Raw genomic sequence first — 22,047 nt, 5'->3', positions numbered from 1 at the left:
TTTTTAGGCGAAAAAAATTAGTTATTGCTTCACAATTTTTATAAATTATGACTTAATATATTTAGTGCGACAGCCCCCTTTTTTAACGCTACGAAGCATTGTTACTTCGCACTGTATACTACTTTTCCATTAATAATTGTGTACTTCGTTTCTGTAAATACTTCCATTGGATTTCCTGTAAAAATAGCTATATCAGCATCTTTACCTACCTCCAAACTTCCAACTCTGTCATCAACCCCACAGATTTCAGCTGAATTTATAGTCATAGCTTTGTAGGCTTCTTCAATTCCAAGCCCTTCTTTTGCAGCAAAACCTGCACATATAGGAAGATACTGTACTGGTACTACAGGATGATCTGTTGTTATGGCCACTTTGATTCCTGCTTTTGCAAGTATTCCTGGTGTTTTAAAGGTTTTATTTTGAACTTCTATTTTTGATCTTGCTGTAAGGGTTGGACCAATAATTGCTGGAAAACCTGTTTGCTTTATTTTATCAGCTATAAATTGTCCTTCACTACAGTGATCAAGTGTCATCCTTACATTAAACTCTTTTGCAATTCTAATAGCTGTTAAAATGTCATCTGCCCTATGAGCATGCGCTTTAAGAGGTATTTTTCTTTCAAGCACAGGAATAAGAGATTCTAATTTAAAATCCTCTTCAAATAATTCACCAGCTTTAATAGCTTTTTCCTTTTTAGCTTTATAAGCTTTAGCCTTTGTTAAAGCTTCTCTCAAAAGTGCAGCTGTAGCCATTCTTGTGGATGGCATTTTCCCCTTTGAATTGTATACTCTTTTTGGATTTTCTCCAAAAGCAATTTTCATAGCAGAAGGTTCTTTAACAACCATATCATCAATGCATTTTCCACTAGTTTTCATAAACACAAATTGTCCACCAATTACATTAGCACTTCCGGGACCAGTCATAACACTTGTAATTCCAGCTTTCACAGCATCATCAAAGGCTGTATCCATTGGATTTACAGCATCAAGTGCTCTAAGATATGGTGTAACTGGATCTGTTGTTTCATTTCCATCTGCTCCTTCAAAGCCTTTATCTTCTTCATGAATACCAATATGACAATGTGCCTCAATAATACCAGGCATTACAATGCATCCCTCGGCATCTATCACTTCCATATCAGAAGTTTCCCCAATTTTTTCAGCAACTTGTACTATCTTACCATTATCTACAAGTACACATCCTTTTTCATAATTTCTACCTGTCATTGTAAGAATTTTACCATTTTTCACAAGTAACATATGTATCATCTCCAACCTAATTTTAAAGATATTTCTTTTGCCCCTATTTTAACTGCATCTATTAGCTTTGCTAAGTGCTCTTCTTGAAATCTCATACTTGGTCCTACAAGGCTAATACTTGCCACAATATTGTTTGATGAATCAAAAATTGGAGCAGCAACAGCAGAGGAATAATCTTGAAGCTCAGAATGACTTACAGAATATCCATTTTGTCTGTCCTTTTTTAATACTTCACGCAAATTATTTTTATCTGTTATAGTACCAAATCCAAATGCAACTAACTCAACTTCATCAATGTATTTTTCACGTTCTACCTCTGGAAGATATGCTAAAATTATTCTTGGGCATGCTCCTCCATATAGTGGTGCTCTTCGCCCTATTTTAGTGTAAACTCTAACAGGTTGAAGGGTATCTAATTTTTCAATGTATATTGCCTCATTACCTTCTTTTATAATAAGATTTACAGCTTCATTAACTTCATCCCTTAAAAAATACATAGTAGGTAGTGCAATTTTTCTTATGTCCATTCTTTCCTTTACTAACTGTCCAAATTCCATAAATATAAGCCCAAGCTCATATTTACCGTAATCATCTTTTTTTAAAAATTCCATTTGCTCTAATGAACCAAGCATACGATAAACAGAAGTTTTGGGTATTCCAGATAATTCTACTATTTCATTTAAATTAAGCTTAGGATTTTCTCTAAAAAGCTTCAAAATATCCATTGATTTTACAACTGTTTTATTCTTATCTTGCATACACTAATACCCTCATAACTGTTTTTTACTATAAATATTACATCTTTATACAATAAAAATCAATAAAAACAACTTATCATATAATTTTATTTTTTTCTAGAAAATTAGTATTGAATTTTCCAGTTATAAATGCCTGATTTTCTAGCAATCTTTTATGAAATGGAATAGTTGTATCTATACCTTCTATTTCAAATTCATCAAGAGCTCTTTTCATTCTTTCAATGGCTTCTTCTCTATTCCTTCCCCATGCAATAACTTTAGCAATCATTGAATCATAAAATGGGGTTATTTTATAACCTGAGTAAGCTGCGCTATCTACTCTTATACCAAATCCTCCCGGTGGAAAATACTTTTTTATTTTTCCTGGACAAGGCATAAAGTTTTTAAATGCATTTTCAGCATTAATACGGCACTCTACAGCACAACCATTTATTTTTACATCTTCCTGGGTAAAAGAAATTTCATTTCCAAAAGCTACATTAATTTGCTCCTTAATGAGATCAATACCTGTTACTAATTCTGTCACTGGATGTTCAACCTGTATTCTTGTATTCATCTCCATAAAATAAAATTCACCAGATTTATCTAAAAGAAACTCAATAGTTCCAGCACTGCTGTAATTAACAGCCTTTGCAGCCGCTACTGCAGCTTTACCCATTTTCTCACGCAGCTTCTGACTTAATGCTGGAGATGGTGACTCTTCTAAAAGCTTCTGATGACGCCTTTGGATTGAACAATCTCTCTCTCCTAAATATACAGCATTTCCATGTTTATCTCCCATTATTTGAATTTCAATATGTCTAGTATTTTCAAGATATTTTTCTAAATATACTTCAGAATTTCCAAACGAAACTTCAGCTTCTTTTTCAGCTTTACGAATGGAGCTTTTTAACTCCTCTTCATCTCTTGCAACTCTCATGCCCTTTCCACCACCACCGGCAGATGCTTTTACTATAACTGGATAACCTATTTTCTTCGCAACCTCAGCAGCTGTCTTTTCGTCATTAATAGCTCCATCGGTACCAGGAACAGTAGGAACTCCAGCATCTTTCATAGTTTCTTTAGCCTCAGCCTTATCTCCCATTTTTCTTATAGCCTCAGAAACTGGTCCCACATAAATGAATCCACTTTCTTCACATATTCTAGCAAAATCAGCATTTTCAGAAAGGAAACCATATCCTGGATGTATAGCATCTACTTTTGCATGCTCTGCTGCACTTATTATATTAGCAATATTTAAGTAACTTTCCTTTGATGGCGCAGCACCTATGCAGTAAGCCTCATCTGCCATTTTTACATGCAGTGCTTCTTCATCTGCACCTTTTGAATAAATAGCTACAGTATTAATTCCCATTTCCCTGCAGGCTCTTATGATTCTAACTGCAATCTCCCCTCTGTTAGCAATAAGTATTTTTTTCAATAAAACTCCTCCTTCCTTTAAGCTTTTTTAACTTTAAATAGTGGTTGTCCGTATTCTACAAAATCACCATCTTGAACTAGAACCTCTATAATCTCACCATTAACTCCTGCTTCAACTTCGTTGTATATCTTCATAGTTTCAATAATGCAGACTACTGTGTCCTGATTTACTTTTTGACCACTCTTAACAAACGGCTCCTCTCCAGGCTTCTCACTTAAATAAAAGTTTCCTATCATTGGTGATTTTATGCTGTAGTTTTCGTCTTCTTCCTCCTTTAAGTCAGTTTTATCTTGAACAAAATCATCATCTTCTAATTTTAAATTAGTATGTATTCTTTTTTGTGCTCTGCCGTTCCCCTTCGAAATAACAATTTTAGTGCCATCTTGTTCAAGCTTAAAACTTTCCAGTGAAGATTCATCTACCATTTTAATAATTTCTTTTATATCTTCTAATTTCAGCAACAATTTCACTCCCTTAAAACACTTTCTATATTTTCAAACTAACTGCTACCTTAAGATTTTTAATATACCTTTCTCTTTCAATATAAAGCCTTTCTGCAGCTTCCAGAGAAATCTCCTTAAATTTCAAAAACTCTCCTGGCTTCTTTTGAACAACTTTGTGTATATCCACATCTGCAACTTTAGCAATTTTAGGGTATCCACCTGTAGTTTGTCTATCTGCAAGTAATATAATTGGATTTCCATCTGGTGGCACTTGGATTGTTCCAAAAGAAACTGGCTCTGAAATCATCTCCAGCTGACTTTTTAATTTTAATTCATTTCCGCCTAATCTATATCCCATTCTATCTGATTGGGTGCTAATGCCAAATTTATTATTAAAAAAGTTTTCTTGGCTCTCCCAGGTAAATTCATTAAATTGTCTTTCATGAATAACTCGTATAAAGTCATCAGAATCACAGTTTTTCCTCTCTAAAAACCAGCTTGGATAAGTAAAAGCACTGCCCAAATTCTTTGAACTTAAGTAAGCTTCAATCTTTTTCGATAAACCGCTCCGTAAATTAAGCTCAATAACATCATTCTTTTTTAAGGCTCTTCCTTTAAAGCCTCCAATACCAGCACGAATATATGTACTTTTGCTCTCCATAACCTTAGGAATCTTATATCCACCAGCTACTGCTAAATATGCACGGCATCCAGACTTACATCGTCCAAATTTTAGAATACTCTTTTTTCGCAGATAGATAGGCCTATACATAGGAACTGCCTTACCATCAATTGTAGGTGATAGATTTGCACCAGTTATAGAAATAAGAGTTCCTTCTTCAATAATTAAAGAAGGTCCAAGAAGTGTAATTTCGATTGCTGCTTCATTTTCTTCATTTCCAACTAAAATATTAGCAATTCGGAGAGAATATGAATCCATAGCGCCACTAACTATAATTCCATGCTTCTGATAACCTGTTCTGCCTAAATCTTGAATGTTAGTAAGTAGTCCTGGTTTCAAAACTGTAATGCTCAAATTTCTCCCTCCTCATATGCTCTATATTCTTCATAGGAAATTGGCACAAATTTAACTACATCTCCTGCTCTAAGAAGACTTGGAGGATTATCTTTTGGTCTAAAAAGTTCCAAAGGGGTTCTTCCAATAAGCTGCCATCCTCCAGGTGTACTTATTGGATAAACTCCTGTCTGCATACCCGCAATACCAACTGAACCTTTTGGTATTGCGGTACGAGGTGATTTTCTTCTTGGCGTAGATATTTCTTCTGACATACCTCCCAAATATGGAAAACCAGGTGCAAAACCTATCATATATACTAAATACTCACCTTCTGAATGAATTTTAATTACCTCTTCTATAGAAATTTTATTGTAAGAAGCTACATAATCTAAATCTGGTCCAAGTTTTCCTCCATAGCAAACTGGTATCTTCACAATTCTACAATTATCATCTGACACCACAACTATATTATTTAAAATTTCACTAATTTCATCTTCTACTATTTTATAAGCAAACTTATCATGTTTTTTATATGAATTTTTAACTTCCATAGGGTCATAATTTACTGTTACACTTGTAAAGGCAGGTATATACTCAATCATCCCTTTAATTGGATTTTTATCGAGATAATCTGCAAAAGCTTTTACTTTTCTTTGTATATATTTATTTATTTCATTTCCAAACTCCACTAGAATGGAAGTTTCACTAATAGCAAACATTTTCGCATTGATTCCATCTTTATTCATTTCTTCACCTCTATATGCTACTTAAATAGTGAAGGCAGTTGATTTATTAAAGTATATATTCCCAAACCTGCCATGATTACAACTACTACTCCTCCAAAAGCCGTCATCCATTTAGGATGCTTGTATTCTCCAACAACCTTTTTATTGTGTGCTCCTATAAGAATAGACCCCAATGATATTGGCAATATAAGACCATTTAAGGCCCCTGCAAGAAGAAGTACCTTTACAGGCTGTCCTACTAATACAAATACCATAGTTGAAAGTACAATAAAACCTATTATAATCCACTTATAATATTTATCTATTTTTGTACTAAAGGATTTAAGAAAGGATACAGAAGTATACGCAGCTCCAATTACTGAAGTTGTTGCTGCCGACCACATTACTATACCAAAAATTTTATAACCTATGTTTCCAACTGACAATTTAAATACTGATGCAGCTGGATTTGCAGCATCCAATTTAAGTCCCTTTGCAACAATGCCAAATGCAGCTAAAAATAATACTATACGCATAATTGATGTAACTAAAATGCCTGAAATTGAACTTTTAGTAGCCTCTTTTACTGCACCTTTACCCTTTAAGCCAGCATCAACGAGTCGATGCCCTCCAGAGAAGGTTATATATCCTCCAACAGAACCACCAACTAAAGTAACTATAGCAAGTATGTTTATTTTATCAGGAATGAAAGTTTTTACAACCGCCTGCCCTACAGGTGGGTTGGATGAAAAGGCAACATAGATAGTCAAAAGAACCATTATCCCACCAAATATCTTTGCAAACATATCCATAGCTTTTCCAGCTTCTTTATATAAAAATATTGAAACAGCAACAACGGCACTAATAACAGCACCTGTTTTTGTTGAAATTCCAAAAAGTACATTCATTCCAAGGCCTGCTCCCGCAATATTGCCTATATTAAATGCAATTCCTCCAAATACTATTAAAAAAGAAACCAAGTAGCCTAGTCCAGGCAAAATAATATTAGCAATTTCCTGTCCTCTTTTTCCTGAAACACATATTATTCTCCAAACATTAAGCTGTGCTCCAATATCCAATAATATTGATATCAAAATTACAAATCCAAAGCTAGCCCCCAAGCTTTGAGTAAATACCGTAGTTTGAGTTAAAAATCCAGGTCCAATTGCAGAAGTAGCCATCAAAAATGCCGCTCCTAGAAGCAAACTCCAATTAGGTTTTTTTATGCCTACCACCTTATCTTCATTATTTCTTACATCCTTTAATTCTTCCAATTTAAAAGCCCCCTTATTTATAGATATATATGAACAACTTGGAACTTAAAAATTATAAACTCCAAGTTTATCCTGACAAACTTGATTTGTAAATCAGAGTAGAGAGTAGGGAGTACAGTGAAGATAGCAGCTTCAAAACGCTTTAATCAAAATTCCAGATTTCCTAAGATGTTCATTTATTTTACTAGCAAATGCAAGAGCATTTGAACTATCTCCATGAATACATACAGTATCCGCTTTTATATCTATTTCTTTGCCTTGCTGACACATAACCTTTTTATTTTTAATCATCTTTTCTACTCTTAACACTGCTTCATCTTTATTTGTCACCATTGCATCAATTTGCCTTCTTGGAGTAAGCGTTCCATCAATTTGGTAAGTTCTATCTGCAAATACTTCACTTGCAGTCTTAATACCTATCTTTTCTCCAGCCTTTACTAGTTCACTTCCTGAAAGTCCATACAAAATCAACTCAGAATCAACCTTGTATACTGCTTCTGCCACTGCCTCTGCTAAATCTTTATCTTTTGCAGCCATATTATATAGAGCACCATGCGGTTTTACATGGTGCATTGTTCCTCCCTCAGACTTAACAAAACCATACAAAGCACCTATTTGATATACCATTATGTCATATGCTTCCTTTGGTGAAATTACAATGTTTCGTCTTCCAAAACCAATTAGATCTTGAAGCCCGGGATGTGCTCCAATTGCCACCTTATTCAAAATTGCCATTTCCACTGTTTTATGCATCACGGAAGGATCTCCCGCATGAAAACCACAGGCTATATTAACAGATGTAACATACTTCAATACTTCTTCATCTAGTCCAATTTTATATATTCCAAAGCTTTCACCTAAATCACTATTTAAATCAATACTATACATTTGTTTTTCCCCCCAAATATAACATACATTTTTGCACAAGTTAGTTCATTCCGTTTTTCGGAACTCAAGTTCCATTTTATAGATTTATAATGTTATTATACTTTTTGCAAAATGCAATGTCAATAATTTATCAAATATAATAGTTATTTTTTGATAAATTAATTAATAAATGCAGTTATCATTGTGTATATTTTATTTACCATATAAAATTACATAAAAGCTATCAAAAATAGGATGCCCTAATAAATAAAGCACCCCTTAATAATTTTACTTGTTACCTCTACGAACCTTTAGCTTTCTTATTTTTCCAAACATGAAATCAAAAAATTTGTCTCTTAGATTTATTAATTTTCTTTAATACCTTGAAATACTGTTCCTTCGTCTACTTTGGGTTCATAAACTTCATCAACTGCTCTAATAATAAACCTTCCAGTAACCACAGCATTTAATATTACCACCACAATTAAAATATAATAATATTGAAACTTATCAAGCAAAATTCCATATACCATTGAACCCAAAGGAACCGCTCCTTGCGAAAATATTCCTAGAAGTGAGAAGAACCTTGAACGCATATCATTTGGAACCATTTTTTGAAGATTTGCTCCTATTGGCGTATTGACACAAGCATTAAAAATTCCAATTATCAAACATATGAAAGCAAGAAAGGCAAATAATATCCAAGAATGACCTCCAAGCAATTTAACTTCACTTGGGAAAACAGCTATGGCTAAAGTCAAAAACATCACTGCTTCTACAATCAATCCTAAATTCATGACAAGTTTTGTTTTTAATTTTTTAGAAAATATACCTAATGCTATATTTCCAATTAACATTCCGACAGTAAATGTCGCCATAATATAACCATACTGCTGTGATGTAAAACCAATAGCTTTTTTAATCACATATGGCATAATTATATCCACAAATGGAGCTACAAGTAAATTTGATATCATTGCAAAGATAAATAACTGCATTAGTCCTTTATCTCCTTTTATAAAGGTAAGCACTTCTCCATTTTCATTAAAGAATAATGATATGGTCATTTTTTCTTGCTTGTGATTTTTACATACATATATTATGAGCGCAGACATTATTCCTGATATTATAAAAGATAAGCCATTTATTAGAAAAACTACTTTTATACCAAAAAAACCATAAATAATACCACCAAGTGCAGGCCCTATTACCATAGAAAATGCATCGAGGCCTCCTCTTGCAGACATTGCCTTCATAAGTTCATTTTCATCAAGCAATTCCCCTATAATTGCACTTGAAGCTGAATTAAATATACTATCCATAATCGATATAAAAATTTGACATCCAAACAGAATATATATATTAATCTTTCCACCAAAAGCTAAAAATCCAAGTACGCATATTAAAATTCCTCTTCCAAAGTCAGATGCAATCATTATCTTTCTTCTATCTTTTCTATCTCCTAATATACCTGCAAAAGGTGATGTTATAAGATTTGGCAGTAGATTAAGTGCAGAAAACACTCCCATGAGTGCTCCTGAATGCGTCAAATCAAGTATAAAAAGCGGAAGTGCTATTTGCTGCACGCCTGTACCTATATACGATATAAATCTTCCCGCCAAATATAATATAAAATTTCTTTTATTCTTCATACCATATCTCCTTAGATTGTTATTGTAACCTCTGTTCCGTCCTTAGCTTTCACTTCCACAAGTCTTAAGCCTCTGTAATGTCTTAAAATATTAATAGATTTTCTTAATGCTCTATAATCAATCATATCCATATACTTTCTATCCTTTTCAGGTATATATTTCTGTATAAATGGAGCCTGTATCAATGATATACCTAAATTTGCAAGACATAATGGAACTGGCACAAAAAATCTTCTTCCATTTGTTTTAACATATACACGCATATGCCTCACTCCTATTCAATAGTTACTTCCACAATATCTCCATCAGCACTATTTACATCTACTATTTTTCCAGAAATCCCATTGTCAATCGCTTCTGCTATAAGGTTTAAATCAATATTTTCCATCCCCTTAACATCAGTATTTATAGGAATTTTCCCGAAGGTTTTTAGCACAGTTTTTATAAACTTAATTGGTAAATTTACATTTACTACATCACCTTCATGCGAATTAACTCTTATTTTAAGTGTTTTATTTATAATGTCATCATCTTGAGCTAACTGAACGCTGGTACTTGTTTTTTTATCACCTATAGCTTCTATAAGCTCCTGTGCTTTATCCGCAGTTATTTTTCCTTCTTCAACCATTTTTAAAATTTTTGATATTTCTTCATTCATAATAAACTCCTCCATTTTATTCATTTAACATTTTAATTGCTTCGTCAGGAGTTATCTCTCCTTTATCAAGCATATCAATAACTTTCTTTTTATCCACATTTGAAGTGGAAGGAGCAACATTATACCCAAGAGCAGTTAAAACCTCATCCAATTTTGCCCTAACCGTTGGATACGATATTCCAAGTTCTTTTTCAACATCTTTTATATTCCCTCTATTTTTAAGGAACGCACCAACGAAATTTAGCTGGTCACTTGTAAGATATTCAAATCTAGTTGATAATTCAAATTTATTTTCAATTACAGTTTTGCATTTACTGCATTCAAGTTTTGTTATATTAAGTTTTCCTCCACAAACTGGGCATTTATTTAAAATTTTGTAGGCCAAGTTATCACTTCCTTCCTATGAATATAATATAACACTGCCATTAAACATTTTCAAGTATTATATTAAAATTATTTATCAATATTTATATTTATATTGATAAAATTAATGTCAATATTAACATTTTTAACATAAGTATTAACTTTATCAATAAAATAATATTTATAAAAAGCTGTGTTATAAAGCAAAAGCTTATAAAAAAATACTGAACTATATAATTAAAATAAATCAAATTATATAGTTCAGTATTAGTTAAACTAAATCCAGACACATTATAATTGTGTACACAGTGTGGAGCTGTAATTTTAATTTTATTCACGGCATCTTATTTAAGCACATAGTATTTAAGATTCTCTTAATCTCGTCTATATTTTTTCCTATTCCAGCTTCCACCGCTGCTGTAAGCGATCCTTCAACAAATGCCGTGTCAATAATTTCAATCTTATCCTTTTTACATTCATCAATACAATCAACTGCCATTTCTGCGCTATTATATGCACTTCCCATGTCAAAAATTATTATTACTCCGTCTTCAGAATATACTTCATTTATAGCGTCAATAATTCTCTTTACATCTGTTCCAAACCTACCGTCCTCTGTACCACCCGCTGCTGCTATATGTGCATTAGAGGCTATCTCCTTACATAGCTTTTTTATGTCCTTAGCAAGATCAAAACTGTGCGAAACTACTACTATTCCTACCACAATAAACCACACTCCCAACTTTTTCCTAACCAGTCACCTTCTATATAAATTTTCAACCCCTTATAAACCTTCAATAATTGTTTTACAATTATGCACATGTCAATTATATCATTATGTGTAATAAAATTCATCTACGTTTTCAACTATTATACAATTATAGAAAATGCCAGAAAACAATTTTAAAAATGATTTCCTGGCATCCATAAACTTATTGATTTGAAATTTTTCTCGCATAAGAATTATACTTCAAAAATTCTTTTAGTCTCATCACAAGTTATTCTATATTCTTTTCCATTAACTTTTGTTAAAAGTATTACTTTACCTTTCCATAAATCAACCATATATTTAAGTGTAGATTCGGCATAATTTAAATTCAGTTCTCTTCCATCATAAACATGTTGCAAGGTAAGAGTATTGTCTTTAAGTGACATATCTATCACACGTATAAGTGGTATATTATTCATGCCGCAGGAATTGCAAATTGAATTTCTTATGTTCATCCACCCATCTTCGTCAGCTACATCATCGATAGTATATTCACCATTTTTATTTGAATATTGAAACAAATTTAGTTCTTCACATATTTCTCTTGTAAGATATCTTCTTATAAATGATTCATCTCTTTCAATTTTTCTTACTTCAAAAATTTTATCTCTTCCATATCTCCTTTCAATATCCTTCAAAAGCATAAATCCAAGATAGTATGGATTTAACGAACCAAAAAGTGGAGCAATTACATCATTATGCCTCTTTATAAATTCAAGATGAAGCCCTGTCGGAAGATCAAGTTCATTTAATATGGTATAATGCCAAAAACTTGCCCATCCTTCGTTCATTATTTTAGTTTCAATTTGCGGTATAAAATAAAAAGTTTCTTTCCTCACAATTTCTATTATATTTCTTTCCCACTCTTCAAGATGAGCATGATTTTGAATAAAATAAACAACATCATCTTCTGGTTCAATAGGAATTTTATTTAGATCAGGTTCTTTAGCTTCTCTTATAGGTTCATATTGGTTTCTATTTTCAATTTTTTTATTAAAATCATTTATAATATTCCTTTTAATTTGGCTATCAGATAACCTTTTAACTCCTACTACCCTTGAGGTTTGATATCTTATCGCATGAGCTGCATCTAAAATATGTTCTACTCTAGCATTTCCTATAGATGGATCATTTATATATCCCCTTATTATATCAGCATCATTTTTAAACATTTGTATGGTATAACTAGCATCAGTCCCCATAGCAAAAAGCCTATTGTTTTTAAAAAAATCATTATGACCATAAACATGTGCCATCGTTAATATTTGAAGTAAAAGTGTGTTTTCCTTCATTAAATATGCAAGGCACGGATCTGAGTTTATTACCATTTCGTAAGGAAGTCCAACAAGGTCATAATTATACAGTGTCTTTTGTTTTTCATATGCTTTTCCAAAGCTCCAATGTGGATACCTTGACGGCATTCCAGTATAAGTTTCATAAGAAAGCATATCATTATAACTTACAATTTCAAATTCTTGTTCATAATAATCAAGCCCTTCCTCTTGTACTTTTTTCTCAATCTTTTCATTCCACTGTTCTAAATCCTTCAAAGTATAATTTTCTATGACTCTCCCTCCTTCAAATCCTTTATAAGCATTGCTTTTAATACTGGCCATAAATCTTCTTTATTTTTTATTGTTGAAGATATAAAATTATTTTTATTCATATTTGAATCAAGTTTATATTTCATAGTTCCAGAATAGGTATATGGTAAAATTTCAGCATAACCTACCATGTTACATACATTACAAAGATCATTAAAAGCTTTTAAAGCCCTTTCATCATCCTCTGTAAAATTGTCACCATCGCTTACATAAAAACCATATATATTCCAAAGCTCTGTATTATATCTTTCTTCTATTATTTGAAGTGCCTTATTTATCCCGCTTGATATATACGTTCCTCCAGACTCTACCTTATGAAAAAAATCATTTTCATTTACTTCATGCCCAACTGTAGAATGAGATATAAAAGTTATTTCAACACTTACATATTTAAGTCTTATAAATCTTGACAATATAAAAAAGAAGGAACGGGCAAGATATTTTTTTGTTGTATCCATTGAACCAGAACAATCCATAATACACATTATAGCCGCATTACATTCCTTTTTAGGTTTTTCTTTTATTCTGTGATACCTTAAATCCTCTTCTCTAAATGGAAATCTATCCTTCTCCTTGCTCTCATCTAATTCCGCCTCACGTATGGCTCTTTTCCTCCCCTGCTCTCTCTTTAATTTTTCAACTACAGTTTTCTTTTTTGCAAGTCTTGGCCTTATGCCATACTTTTGATAACCTGCCATTTTCTTCGAGCTTTCTGTAACTATTTCGGAATACTTTTTCTTATCAAGATTAGGCAAATTAATATCTTCAATTAAGTAGTTTATTACATCTTCTATGGTAACTTCCGTTTCATATATGTCTTCTCCTTCTTCGTTACCTGCTCCACCTTTTCCCTTACCAGCTTTTACTCTTTCTTTTCCAAGACTGTCTCCTTTTTTTTCACTTCCATCTCCACTGCCTACCGCTGGAGAATTTTTTCCATATATAAATTCATATTCTTTAAGTCCTCTTATTGGTATCTTAATTTTTTTGTTTGCACCTTCGCCTATGATACTTTCTTCTGATAAAATATCAGCCAAGTTTTCCTTAATAGCTTTCTCAACAAGCTCTCTATGCCTTCTTCTATCTCCTATGGTTCTATCATGATCCGTTGGATTGATATTGTAATCTCTAAATATTGCCATACCATCAATCCTTCCACAAATTATTGGCTGCATACTTTAAAATTACATCACAGCAGGAATCACAATATCCATTTCTTTTCATTTCTTCAACCATTGAATCGTATTTTTCATTTTGTTCTTTATCTCTAACTCTAGATTTAGTTATAATCCTTGAAAGGTCTTTTACAGATGCCGTGAGCTTCTTTTCTATGGCTTCTTTAAGAGGTTCATATGCATCATATGCTATATTTCCACCATTTCTTACAACATAAAACATATAGGAAGTTACATCCATTCTAAATCCTTTTGCAGAACTTTCTGAAATTCCAATTTGCTCTTCTATAGAACGCATGAACTTTTCATCTGGATTAAGTTCTTCACCTGTGGACTTATCCTTTATTTTATTCTTATTTACGAATGCTTCTGCATTATCAAGATAATTATTAAACAAAGTTTCTGCCTGCTCTCTGTAACTTTGTATAAATGCTTTTGTTATTTCTTTTTCAAGTACCTTATTATATTCTTTTCTTATTACATTTTGAACAAATCCAAGATATTTCTTTCTTTCATCTTCGGATATATCAAGTTCCTTTACAGATTTTATAATACTCTCCATTATGCTTAAAGGATTTATGCAGTCATATTCAGAACTAGAAAGTGCATTATCTATTGCTTTTACTATAAATCTTGTAGATATTCCATTCATTCCTTCCATTATTCCAGCTTCTTCTCTAAGTTCATTTATATCAACCTTCTTAGTTGTTCCATTTTCTACTATGTCTTCACCATTATATATTTTAAGCTTTGTTATAATATCAACTTTAGAGGAAGGCTTAAGTCTTGAAAGTATTGCAAACATAGCTGCTGTGCTCAAAGTATGAGGAGCTATATGCGCTGTAAAATTACTCTTTTTAAGTATCTTTTCATAAATTTTTATTTCTTCATTAAGTTCAAGACAATACGGAACTTCAATTTTTACTATTCTATCAAGTATAGCTTCATTTGTATGATCAGATTTAAACTTATTCCATTCTGCCTCATTTGAGTGAGCTATAATAAGCCCATCAAAATATATCATTGCACCTTTTCCTGGCGATGGTATAGATTTTTCCTGAGTAGCAGTTATTATTGTGTGAAGATATTCAACATCATTCTTAAATACTTCTATAAACTCTACCATACCCCTATTTCCAACGTTGAAAGCTCCATTTAAGGAGAATATCCTTGGATCGTCCTCTGAATATAAATCCATTTTTGATATATCTATGGAACCAGTTAAAATTGAAGTATCCTGATTGTTAGGATCTACTGGTGGAACTACACCAATACCTTTTCTTGATCTTATTGAAAAGCCACTGGTTGTAATTGGAAATTTTTCGTATTCACCCTTATAGTCATGTGTAAGTCTATACTTACAAACAGGACACAAATCTCCTTCTATTTCTATACCAAGTTCTTTTTCAAATTCTCCCCTTAAATGCTTAGGTATAAGATGCAGCGGTTCTTCTCTCATAGGACATCCTTTAAGACTGTAAACAGGCTGCGAAGCTTCAAGTGCTTTTTTTATAGCTTCAACTAATGATGATTTTCCTGCTCCAACAGGTCCAACAAGATAAAGTACCTGCCTTGCCTCTTCCCCTTTCATTGAGGAAGCATTGAAATAATTTACAAGTTTCATTATAACTTTATCTATTCCAAAAAAGTCATCTTTAAAAAAGTTGTATTTCTTTATAGGTTCGTTCCCATATATTTTTCTTGTCCTTGGATTTTCTTCTGGTTTTAATACTTCAAATCCTTTTTCCTTTATAATGTCATATATCCTTTTATGTGCAAGCTTACAAACATCGGGATTTTTTTTAACTATATCAAGATATTCAAGAAATGTACCTTCAAATTTAATCTTATTTGAGTTTTCCCTATCATTCTTTATTATCTCTTTAAAATCCATAAACGCACCTCCTAATGGCAATTTAAAATTACAAGCCATAAAATATAATCTTCATACAAAATATATATTTTTTTTTTCATATTTATATTCATAAACTTTACAAAAATAAAATTTTATTGACATTTACAATCTTAACTAATATAATAAAGTAAAATTTTAATTACAATCTTATCAAGAGAGGCTGAGGGACTGGCCCTTCGAAGCCCGGCAACCAGTACTTATACATGTAGTATATGGTGCTAATTCCAGCAGCTAGGTAAGTTTTATACTTATAGGCTGATAGATGAGAATAATCCTTAGAGTAATTACTCGAGATTTTTCTCGGGTTTTTTGTTATGTGAGGATTTAAGATTTTCTGTCAAAACAAAAAATTATTCAAAACCGCGCACTGTGAATTGTGTATTGTGAACTGATATAAAGGGGGCTAATAAATGAATTCAAATATAGTAGACTTACTAAACAAGAAAATTCTTGTGCTTGATGGTGCTATGGGAACGTGTATTCAAGGCTTTAACCTTAATGAACATGACTTTTGCGGATCTCTTCACTGCCATATAAATCAAAAGGGCAACAACGACATTTTAAATCTTACAAATCCAGAGGTAATAAAAGCTATTCACAATAAATACCTTGAAGCTGGGGCTGACATCATTGAAACCAATACTTTCAATGGAAACAGAATATCTCAAAGTGATTACAACATGGAAGGTAAAATATACGAAATCAATTTTACTGGAGCTAAACTTGCAAAGGAAGCTGTTGATGCCTTCACTAAAAAAACTCCAGGAAAACCTCGTTTTGCAGCTGGTTCTATTGGTCCTACAAACAGAACCTTATCCATGTCACCAGACGTTGAAAATCCCGGTTTTAGAAATGTAAATTTTGATGATCTTGTTTTAGCATACAGCGAACAAATTGAAGGTCTTATAGACGGTGGTGTAGATTTACTTCTTATAGAAACTATATTCGATGCTTTAAATGCAAGAGCCGCTATATTGGCTGCCGAAAGCGTATTTGAAAAAAAATCTCGTGTCCTTCCTATTATAATATCTGGAACTGTAGCGGATAAAAGTGGAAGAATTCTTTCTGGTCAAACACTTGAAGCTTTTGCAGAAAGCATGAAAAATGAGCATGTGATTGCCATAGGCCTTAACTGTTCCTTTGGTGCAAAAGAACTCGTACCTTTTATAAAGCAACTTTCTGATACTCAAGATAAATATATATCTTTTTATCCAAATGCTGGGCTTCCAAATTCACTTGGAGAATATGAAGAACTTCCAGAACAAACAGCTTCTCTTGTTAAAAGGCTTGCACTAGACGGAAACATCAATATTGTTGGAGGCTGCTGTGGTACCACCCCTAATCACATTAAAGCCATAAGTAATGCTGTTGATGGCATAAAACCAAGAAAAATTCCTAAATTAGAACCAGAAACAATTTACTGCGGTCTTGAAGCTGTAAGAATAAACAAGGAAAGTAACTTTGTAAATGTAGGTGAAAGAACAAATGTAGCAGGTTCAGCAAAATTTGCAAGGCTTATAAGGGAGAAGAATTATGAGGAAGCCTTATCTGTAGCAAAACATCAAGTTGAAAATGGGGCTCAGATAATAGATGTAAATTTTGATGATGCTCTTTTAGATGCTACGGTTGAGATGGAAACATTTTTACGTCTCATTGCAAGTGACCCTGAAATTTCAAAGGTTCCAGTAATGATAGATTCCTCCAATTTTGAGGTTTTGGAAACTGGTCTTAAATCAATTCAAGGTAAAGCAATTGTAAACTCTATAAGTCTTAAGGTTGGAGAAAAAAGATTTTTAGAGGAAGCAAAAATAATTAAAAACTTTGGCGCTGGTGTTGTAGTTATGGCGTTTGACGAAAATGGTCAAGCCGAGACCTTTGAAAGAAAAATAGAAATTTGCAAAAGAGCTTATGAACTCCTAACTAAAAAAATAAACTTTCCATCAGAAAATATTATTTTTGATCCTAATATCTTAGCTATTGCAACAGGAATAGAAGACCATGATAACTACGCTGTAAATTATATAAAAGCTGTAAAATGGATAAAAGAAAATTTACCTTATGCAAAAGTAAGCGGAGGCGTAAGCAATCTTTCCTTTTCTTTTAGAGGAAATAATGTAATAAGAAAAGCTATGCACTCAGTTTTCCTATATCACGCGATAAATGCAGGAATGGACATGGGAATAGTAAACCCTGGAATGATTGATCTTTATGATGATATAGACAAAGAGCTTTTATCTAAAGTTGAAGCTGTAATACTAAATAAAAAACATAATGCCTCTGAAGAACTCCTCGAATTTGCCCAAGATTACAAAAGTTCGGAAAAAACTAAAAATAAAACTGAAGATGTATGGAGATCTAAAAATTCCAGTGAAAGACTAAGCCATGCTTTAGTTAAAGGAAATGTAGAATTTATAGCTGAAGATATAGAAGATGCAAGAAAAGAATACAAAAGTGCTTTAGAGATTATAGAAGGCCCTCTAATGGATGGAATGAAAAAGGTTGGAGCGCTATTTGGTGAAGGAAAAATGTTTTTACCTCAGGTTGTTAAAAGCGCTAGAGTTATGAAAAAAGCAGTTGAATGCTTACTTCCATATATAAACGCTGAAAAAGGCAGCAGCACCAGTGCGGGAAAAATTGTATTTGCAACTGTAAAAGGTGATGTCCATGACATAGGAAAAAATATAGTTTCTGTAGTGCTTTCCTGCAACAATTTTGAGGTTATAGACCTTGGTGTCATGGTACCATGCGAAACTATACTTGAAACTGCCATAAAGGAAAAAGCAGATATAATAGCCTTGAGTGGTTTAATAACACCGTCCCTAAATGAAATGAGTCATGTTGCAGAAGAAATGAAACGTCAAGGCTTAAATATTCCTCTTATAGTTGGCGGCGCAGCAACTTCAAAAACTCATACAGCTTTAAAAATCGCAACTAAATATGAAAAAGTAATTTATAGTACAGATGCTTCCAATGCAGTAGAGGTTACTAAAAACCTTATGAGTTCTAAAAGTGAAAACTATATAACTAAAATTCACAAAGAATATGATGATATACGCAAAACATTTTCTGAGCACAAAGCAAACCTTATAACTTTAGAAAAGGCAAGAAAAAATAAATTTAATATTGATTGGAAAAAAACTGAAATTAAAACTCCAAACTTCATTGGTATAAAAAAGATTATAAATTTTCCTTTAAAGGAACTTAGAAAATATATAGATTGGACTTTTTTCTTTACAGCTTGGGATATGAAAATGGTTTATCCTAAAATATTAGAGGATCCAAAATACGGAGCTGAAGCAAAAAAACTTCTATATGATGCTAATAAAATGTTAGATTTGTTTGAAAATGAAAATATAATAAGTGCAAATGGTGTCCTTGGAATCTTTCCTGCAAATTCAATTGGTGACGACATTGAAGTATATCATAACCAAAAAACTGTAATCTTTAATATGCTTCGCCAGCAGCAAATATTGAAAGACAATTATTTCAAATCACTTTCAGATTACATCGCTCCAAAAGAAAGTGGAATAAAGGATTATATCGGTGGATTTATTGTAACTACTGGTATTGGTGCAAAGGAATACTCTGAACAATTAAAGAATAATGGTGATGAATACGGCGCTGCCATGGTAAAAATATTATGCGATAGGCTTGCAGAAGCTTTTTCTGAGATACTTCACCTTGAAGTTAGAAAGTCTTACTTTGGATACGCACCAGAAGAAAACTTATCTCTTCCAGATTTGCTTAAAGGAGCTTACAGAGGAATTCGTCCTGCTTTTGGATATCCTTGTCTCAATAATCATGCTGAAAAGGCAAAATTATTTCAGCTGCTTTACGAAGAAGGAAACATTGGAGTTAACTTAACTGGAAGTTACATGATGGATCCAGTTTCAAGTACTTGCGGACTGTACTTTGCAAATAAAGAAGCTAAATACTTTACAATAAATAAAATTGGAAGAGATCAATTAGAAGATTATGCCGATAGAAGCCAAAAAGATATTAAAGAATTAGAAAAACTATTTAATACTTTAATATAAAATCAAGGAAAGCTATTTTTAGCTTTCCTTAATTGCTTTTAATATTGTTTATTTCTATACTACCGGCACTATCCTTTAATTGAATCATATTATTACTTTTTCCTACCTCTCCCTTTGCCGTTTTTTCACCGAATTCACCATTTATATTTATACTAGAAAAATCGCTTTTTATACTTCCAGCACTTGCTTCTGCATCTAACTTGAATGCTGAAGCTTTAGGAAGTGTCAGTTTTATTCGTCCAGCAGAGGCTGAAAAATCAACATTATTATTAAATTTATCGTATTGAATCTCTGTATTACCTGCAGAGTTTGATCCCTCTATATCACCAGTAAACTTTGTAATTTGAATTTTTCCTGCTGATGCCCTTAAATTTGAACTCCTAGTTTTTAAATTGTCTGCATTTAAATTTCCAGCCGAATTCTTATATGTGAAGGTAGTTGCTGACACATTTTTCATTTGTAATTTACCTGCACTAAGTTTACAATCCAAGTTTTTAAGCTCATATCCGTTTATATTCACATCTCCTGCTGAAGATACTACCTTTAGACTATTTTTATATGAAGTCGGTAAACTTATATTTGCAACTATATCCGAGCTATAGTTTAAGAAAAAACCCATATGTTTTTTAGTTAATTCCACATATAAAGTTTTACCTTCCTTATAGCATTTAAGTTCTGGTTCTGTATAAGCATTACTTGCAGTTATTTCTCCATCTACTTTTACCTTAATACTATTTGTACCTTCATTATTAAATTTTATATCGCCAGAATAAAAATCAATTGATATTTCATCTATTCCATCAAGATCCATACTTTTACTAGCGTGATAATTATAACTGTTACCAGCTAGCTGAAAAAGACCATGCCCTCCAAGCTTATCATTAGTAGTAAATGAAAAATTCCCAAAAGAAAAAAATGTTAAAGCTGCTATACCATATGATACTAACATTACTCCAAGCAAGCACAAAACAACTTTTTTTACATTAAAATTATTCTTAAAATCCATAACCTCCTACTCCCCCTTTATTGTTTTTATATTCCACTTAACGTACTTAACTGTAATTCCCATAAAAAACTTCACAAGATAAAACATTCCTATACAAAACAAAATTCCTAACGCAGTTGTTCCTATACCCACAAAAAATATTGATATGTCAGGGATACCATTAGGCGTACTAACAAGTCCAGGAAATATTGGTCTTAATATAGTACAAATAGTTGTAACAACTCCAGCTACTAAAACACCAATGGCTCCACAACACATTCCGATAAGTGCCCCTAATATTCCAAGATACGGTCCTAAAATGAATACAAGGTTAAAAAATACTAATGCAATAAAAATTCCTATAGATCCTCCAACTGACTGATTTGAATTAACTTTACTATTATCATCTGTATTTCTATATTGAGCAGCTATGTCCCTTGGACTTCCAAGTTCCTTTATAAGCTCATCTTCAGTTTTACCGCTTTCCATCCCAATTCTAAAATGTTCTTCATAATCGTAAAGAATTTCTTCCCTTTCATCATTACCAAAATCGCTTAAATAATGTCTCAAGGCATCCATAAATTCTTCCCTTTTACTCATCAATATCAGCCTCCTTTAAAATATTATTAACCTTCTCAACAAAGTTTTCCCATTCATCTGTAAGCTTTTTTCTCGTTTCCTTCCCAAGTTCAGTTAATCTATAATACTTTCTAGGAGGTCCTTCTGTAGACTCCTGCAAATATGTTGTAAAATAGCCTTCTTTGCTTAATCTTCTTAAAATAGGATAAATAGTTCCATCTGAAATCTCTATGTCCTTGGATATTTCATTTACTAACTCATATCCATAACAATCTTTCTTATCCAATACCGCGAGTACACAAAGTTCCAGGATTCCCTTTTTTAACTGCGTATTCATAATCATTACTCTCCTTGTTTATTTTGTACAACTATAATATATCACTTAGTAGTGTATAATGCAAGATACCAAGTGATACTTTTTACTACAGACGACTTAAAGATTATAAATATCCAGGTTATCCTTACAAACTGGAATTTAGCGAGGTGATATTGATTTGGGATATTAAATAAAGCTAATAAATCTAAGACGATAAATCCTAAAAATCT

20 protein-coding genes and 1 riboswitch are annotated in these 22,047 nt (G+C 32.3%); of the genes, 1 reads left to right on the top strand and 19 read right to left on the bottom strand.

The window, feature by feature from the left end; genetic code table 11:
- Positions 1–101 precede the first annotated feature (101 nt).
- The 16 genes from LQK79_RS18755 to LQK79_RS18680 all read right to left on the bottom strand — a co-directional run bounded on the left by LQK79_RS18755 (position 102) and on the right by LQK79_RS18680 (position 15,879).
- Positions 102–1,259, bottom strand: a complete 1,158-nt coding sequence (locus LQK79_RS18755; RefSeq protein ID WP_231017472.1) for an amidohydrolase — start codon at positions 1,257–1,259, stop codon at positions 102–104.
- A gap of 5 nt (positions 1,260–1,264) precedes the next feature.
- A complete protein-coding gene (locus LQK79_RS18750; protein ID WP_053242363.1) occupies positions 1,265–2,017 on the bottom strand; it encodes an IclR family transcriptional regulator in 753 nt (250 codons plus the stop codon).
- Positions 2,018–2,093: 76 nt separating this feature from the next.
- Positions 2,094–3,437 (bottom strand): acetyl-CoA carboxylase biotin carboxylase subunit, encoded by a 1,344-nt coding sequence (accC, locus tag LQK79_RS18745; protein WP_053242362.1) that lies wholly within the window; start codon positions 3,435–3,437, stop codon positions 2,094–2,096.
- Between the two features lie 17 nt (positions 3,438–3,454).
- A complete protein-coding gene (accB, locus tag LQK79_RS18740) occupies positions 3,455–3,898 on the bottom strand; it encodes an acetyl-CoA carboxylase biotin carboxyl carrier protein (RefSeq protein ID WP_053242361.1) in 444 nt (147 codons plus the stop codon).
- Between the two features lie 25 nt (positions 3,899–3,923).
- The gene (locus LQK79_RS18735; RefSeq protein ID WP_053242360.1) at positions 3,924–4,916 is read right to left on the bottom strand and encodes a 5-oxoprolinase subunit C family protein; all 993 of its coding nucleotides are present in this window, start codon (positions 4,914–4,916) and stop codon (positions 3,924–3,926) included.
- On the bottom strand, positions 4,913–5,644 hold the full coding sequence (gene pxpB / locus LQK79_RS18730; RefSeq protein WP_053242359.1) for a 5-oxoprolinase subunit PxpB: 732 nt from the start codon (positions 5,642–5,644) through the stop codon (positions 4,913–4,915). The genes LQK79_RS18735 and pxpB overlap by 4 nt, the downstream gene beginning before the upstream one ends.
- A 17-nt stretch (positions 5,645–5,661) precedes the next feature.
- Positions 5,662–6,897 (bottom strand): NRAMP family divalent metal transporter, encoded by a 1,236-nt coding sequence (locus LQK79_RS18725; protein ID WP_053242358.1) that lies wholly within the window; start codon positions 6,895–6,897, stop codon positions 5,662–5,664.
- 132 nt (positions 6,898–7,029) lie between these two features.
- Positions 7,030–7,785 carry a LamB/YcsF family protein gene (locus LQK79_RS18720; protein WP_231017471.1) on the bottom strand — a complete coding sequence of 252 codons (756 nt, stop codon included), beginning with the start codon at positions 7,783–7,785 and terminating at the stop codon, positions 7,030–7,032.
- 344 nt (positions 7,786–8,129) lie between these two features.
- A complete protein-coding gene (locus tag LQK79_RS18715; protein WP_053242356.1) occupies positions 8,130–9,416 on the bottom strand; it encodes an MFS transporter in 1,287 nt (428 codons plus the stop codon).
- 11 nt (positions 9,417–9,427) lie between these two features.
- Positions 9,428–9,679: a hypothetical protein gene (locus tag LQK79_RS18710; RefSeq protein WP_053242355.1), complete on the bottom strand. Its 252-nt coding sequence runs from the start codon at positions 9,677–9,679 to the stop codon at positions 9,428–9,430.
- A gap of 11 nt (positions 9,680–9,690) precedes the next feature.
- A complete protein-coding gene (locus LQK79_RS18705; RefSeq protein ID WP_053243322.1) occupies positions 9,691–10,074 on the bottom strand; it encodes an SHOCT-like domain-containing protein in 384 nt (127 codons plus the stop codon).
- A gap of 16 nt (positions 10,075–10,090) precedes the next feature.
- The gene (locus LQK79_RS18700; RefSeq protein WP_053242354.1) at positions 10,091–10,459 is read right to left on the bottom strand and encodes a DUF2089 domain-containing protein; all 369 of its coding nucleotides are present in this window, start codon (positions 10,457–10,459) and stop codon (positions 10,091–10,093) included.
- Between the two features lie 312 nt (positions 10,460–10,771).
- Positions 10,772–11,161: a dihydroxyacetone kinase phosphoryl donor subunit DhaM gene (dhaM, locus tag LQK79_RS18695; protein ID WP_053242352.1), complete on the bottom strand. Its 390-nt coding sequence runs from the start codon at positions 11,159–11,161 to the stop codon at positions 10,772–10,774.
- A gap of 239 nt (positions 11,162–11,400) precedes the next feature.
- Positions 11,401–12,822 carry a SpoVR family protein gene (locus tag LQK79_RS18690; RefSeq protein ID WP_053242351.1) on the bottom strand — a complete coding sequence of 474 codons (1,422 nt, stop codon included), beginning with the start codon at positions 12,820–12,822 and terminating at the stop codon, positions 11,401–11,403.
- Complete coding sequence (yhbH, locus tag LQK79_RS18685) at positions 12,768–13,952, bottom strand: sporulation protein YhbH (RefSeq protein ID WP_231017473.1); 1,185 nt, start codon at positions 13,950–13,952, stop codon at positions 12,768–12,770. Before yhbH ends, LQK79_RS18690 begins: the two co-directional genes overlap by 55 nt.
- 4 nt (positions 13,953–13,956) lie before the next feature.
- Complete coding sequence (locus LQK79_RS18680) at positions 13,957–15,879, bottom strand: PrkA family serine protein kinase (protein WP_231017470.1); 1,923 nt, start codon at positions 15,877–15,879, stop codon at positions 13,957–13,959.
- Between the two features lie 165 nt (positions 15,880–16,044).
- A riboswitch (SAM riboswitch) is annotated at positions 16,045–16,169 on the top strand.
- Between the two features lie 141 nt (positions 16,170–16,310).
- On the opposite strand from LQK79_RS18680, the gene metH reads away from it, so the two are divergent.
- On the top strand, positions 16,311–19,937 hold the full coding sequence (gene metH / locus LQK79_RS18675) for a methionine synthase (RefSeq protein ID WP_231017469.1): 3,627 nt from the start codon (positions 16,311–16,313) through the stop codon (positions 19,935–19,937).
- Positions 19,938–19,965: 28 nt separating this feature from the next.
- Here metH and LQK79_RS18670 read toward each other — a convergent pair whose 3' ends face one another.
- The 3 genes from LQK79_RS18670 to LQK79_RS18660 are packed head-to-tail and all read right to left on the bottom strand — an operon-like array spanning position 19,966 to position 21,838.
- Positions 19,966–20,943 (bottom strand): DUF4097 family beta strand repeat-containing protein, encoded by a 978-nt coding sequence (locus tag LQK79_RS18670; RefSeq protein ID WP_053242350.1) that lies wholly within the window; start codon positions 20,941–20,943, stop codon positions 19,966–19,968.
- A gap of 6 nt (positions 20,944–20,949) precedes the next feature.
- Entirely contained in the window at positions 20,950–21,522 is a 573-nt protein-coding gene (locus LQK79_RS18665) for an HAAS signaling domain-containing protein (protein ID WP_053242349.1), read from the bottom strand.
- Entirely contained in the window at positions 21,515–21,838 is a 324-nt protein-coding gene (locus tag LQK79_RS18660) for a PadR family transcriptional regulator (protein WP_053242348.1), read from the bottom strand. The genes LQK79_RS18665 and LQK79_RS18660 overlap by 8 nt, the downstream gene beginning before the upstream one ends.
- Positions 21,839–22,047: the final 209 nt, after the last annotated feature.

The organism is Clostridium guangxiense, assembly GCF_021043395.1.
Lineage (GTDB): Bacteria > Bacillota > Clostridia > Clostridiales > Clostridiaceae > Clostridium_S > Clostridium_S guangxiense.
The sequence above is the reverse complement of the archived record's forward strand: the minus strand, read 5'-3'. Positions and strand labels throughout refer to the sequence as shown.

Bases quoted from the DNA above. Each gene is read 5' to 3' on its own strand.
- LQK79_RS18755 (WP_231017472.1), bottom strand. From the start codon at position 1,259: ATGTTACTTGTGAAAAATGGTAAAATTCTTACAATGACAGGTAGAAAT.
- LQK79_RS18750 (WP_053242363.1), bottom strand. From the start codon at position 2,017: ATGCAAGATAAGAATAAAACAGTTGTAAAATCAATGGATATTTTGAAG.
- pxpB (WP_053242359.1), bottom strand. From the start codon at position 5,644: ATGAATAAAGATGGAATCAATGCGAAAATGTTTGCTATTAGTGAAACT.
- LQK79_RS18720 (WP_231017471.1), bottom strand. From the start codon at position 7,785: ATGTATAGTATTGATTTAAATAGTGATTTAGGTGAAAGCTTTGGAATA.
- LQK79_RS18715 (WP_053242356.1), bottom strand. From the start codon at position 9,416: ATGAAGAATAAAAGAAATTTTATATTATATTTGGCGGGAAGATTTATA.
- LQK79_RS18710 (WP_053242355.1), bottom strand. From the start codon at position 9,679: ATGCGTGTATATGTTAAAACAAATGGAAGAAGATTTTTTGTGCCAGTT.
- LQK79_RS18705 (WP_053243322.1), bottom strand. From the start codon at position 10,074: ATGAATGAAGAAATATCAAAAATTTTAAAAATGGTTGAAGAAGGAAAA.
- LQK79_RS18690 (WP_053242351.1), bottom strand. From the start codon at position 12,822: ATGGCCAGTATTAAAAGCAATGCTTATAAAGGATTTGAAGGAGGGAGA.
- yhbH (WP_231017473.1), bottom strand. From the start codon at position 13,952: ATGGCAATATTTAGAGATTACAATATCAATCCAACGGATCATGATAGA.
- LQK79_RS18680 (WP_231017470.1), bottom strand. From the start codon at position 15,879: ATGGATTTTAAAGAGATAATAAAGAATGATAGGGAAAACTCAAATAAG.
- metH (WP_231017469.1), top strand. From the start codon at position 16,311: ATGAATTCAAATATAGTAGACTTACTAAACAAGAAAATTCTTGTGCTT.
- LQK79_RS18670 (WP_053242350.1), bottom strand. From the start codon at position 20,943: ATGGATTTTAAGAATAATTTTAATGTAAAAAAAGTTGTTTTGTGCTTG.
- LQK79_RS18665 (WP_053242349.1), bottom strand. From the start codon at position 21,522: ATGAGTAAAAGGGAAGAATTTATGGATGCCTTGAGACATTATTTAAGC.
- LQK79_RS18660 (WP_053242348.1), bottom strand. From the start codon at position 21,838: ATGAATACGCAGTTAAAAAAGGGAATCCTGGAACTTTGTGTACTCGCG.